Origin of the sequence: Streptococcus sp. GMD5S, from assembly GCF_000298715.2 — a bacterium.
Classification (GTDB): domain Bacteria; phylum Bacillota; class Bacilli; order Lactobacillales; family Streptococcaceae; genus Streptococcus.
In genome coordinates, this window is record NZ_AJRG02000040.1 from 1 (window position 1) to 1,868 (window position 1,868).

1 protein-coding gene and 1 other annotated feature are annotated in these 1,868 nt (G+C 42.7%); the gene reads left to right on the plus strand.

What is annotated here, in order from left to right; all coding sequences use genetic code 11:
- Positions 1 to 75: 75 nt before the first annotated feature.
- Positions 76 to 1,254 carry a tryptophan synthase subunit beta gene (gene trpB / locus GMD5S_RS0209575; protein WP_000208434.1) on the plus strand — a complete coding sequence of 393 codons (1,179 nt, stop codon included), beginning with the start codon at positions 76 to 78 and terminating at the stop codon, positions 1,252 to 1,254.
- Positions 1,251 to 1,476 (plus strand) — a binding site (T-box leader). It overlaps the preceding gene by 4 nt.
- Positions 1,477 to 1,868 lie beyond the last annotated feature (392 nt).

The window sequence follows — 1,868 nt, forward strand, 5'->3', positions numbered from 1 at the left end:
AGTTCTATCTGTAGCTCCTTGCCTATTACTAAAAGCAAACAAAAAGCCGAATTAATATGGAAAGAGGAAAAATTTATGACAACTAAAGGTTATTTTGGACAATTTGGTGGTAGTTTTGTACCGGAGCCGATTCAGGCTTTGTTGGATGAGTTGGAAATGACTTTTGACAAATACAAGGATGATCCAGAGTTTTTGGCAGAATTTCGCCATTATTTGAAGGATTATTCTGGTCGTGAAACACCGCTCTATTTTGCGGAAAGTTTAACAGACCACCTAGGTGGAGCTAAGATTTATCTCAAGCGCGAAGACCTTAATCACCTTGGTTCTCACAAGCTCAACAATGTTTTAGGACAAATTCTTCTTGCCAAACGTATGGGCAAAAAACGAGTGATCGCAGAAACAGGAGCTGGTCAGCACGGTGTTGCGACAGCAGCTGCTGCAGCCAAGTTTGGTATGGCCTGTGATGTCTATATGGGGGCAGAGGATGTTGAGCGTCAACGTCTCAATGTTTTCCGTATGGAGATGATGGGAGCAACTGTTCACGCAGTTGAAACGGGAACGCGAACTCTCAAGGATGCGGTTGATGCAGCCTTTGGAGAATGGATGAATGACCTTGAAGCATTCTACGTTTTGGGATCTGCTGTAGGACCTCATCCTTATCCTACCATTGTCCATGAATTCCAAAAGGTCATCAGTGAGGAATCTCGTCGTCAAATCTTAGAAAAAGAAGGCCGTTTACCAGACTACGTCATTGCCTGTGTAGGTGGTGGTTCCAATGCCATCGGAGCTTTTTCTCAGTATGTGGCTGATGAAGAAGTCAAATTGGTTGGGGTCGAAGCTGCCGGTCACGGACTTGACACAGACAAGCATGCAGCCACTATGACAAAGGGTAGTGTCGGAATTGTCGATGGTATGAAGACCTATGCAGTCTTTAAGGAAGACGGAGAGCTGGCGCCAGTTTACTCTATCTCAGCTGGTTTGGACTATCCAGGGGTTGGCCCAGAACACGCCTACTTTAAAGATTCAGGTCGCGTGGAATATGTGGCAGCGACAGACGAAGAAGCTGTTCAAGCCTTGCTCCTTCTTAGTAAGACAGAAGGGATTATCCCAGCGATTGAAAGTTCGCACGCCATCGCAGAAGCGGTTAAACGTGCACCGAAACTAAGTAAAGATGACATTATCATCATCAATGTCTCTGGTCGTGGAGACAAGGACGTAGCTGCGATTGCAGACTACCTAGAAGCTAAGAAATAAGAGATGGAAAAATTACAGTACTTTCTTTCCCAGAGAGCTTGTGGTTGCTGGAAACAAGCAGAGAAAGCTGTAAGGTTGGGTCCATCTGAAACGAGAGAAGAAAACATAATTCTCAAGGGAGTGCCCTTTATCGCACAGCCTGTTACAGGAAAGTTCTGAGACAGGAATGAGAGATAGGAGAAATCCTATAATTGAGGTGGCACCGCGAATTTCGTCCTCACGCAAGTTATTTTGCGTGGGGATTTTTATATATTTATCGTAGATATGGTCATCAGTTTTAAATTATGCTTCATCAATAGATAGATTTCTATAAAATATTTGCAAACGAAGTGAGCATTGAAACGCTATTTCCCGCCATAGTGGTATTCTAGAGAAGCAAAGATGCTTCTCTAGAACGGAATTTTTGAGAGTAAAATAGTTCGGGGAACTATTTTAGCTTGAGCCTAGAAATGAATGAGCGAGGAGCTCGAAAATTAGGTCTTTCATTTTATGGTTTTCTAAAATCATCCACTGGATAATTTTACCTCCCGTCCGCACTATTTAAGGGAAATAGAAAAAAGACAAAAAATTAAAAATAAGAAACTGAAAGGGAAATTACAATGGAACGAATCATT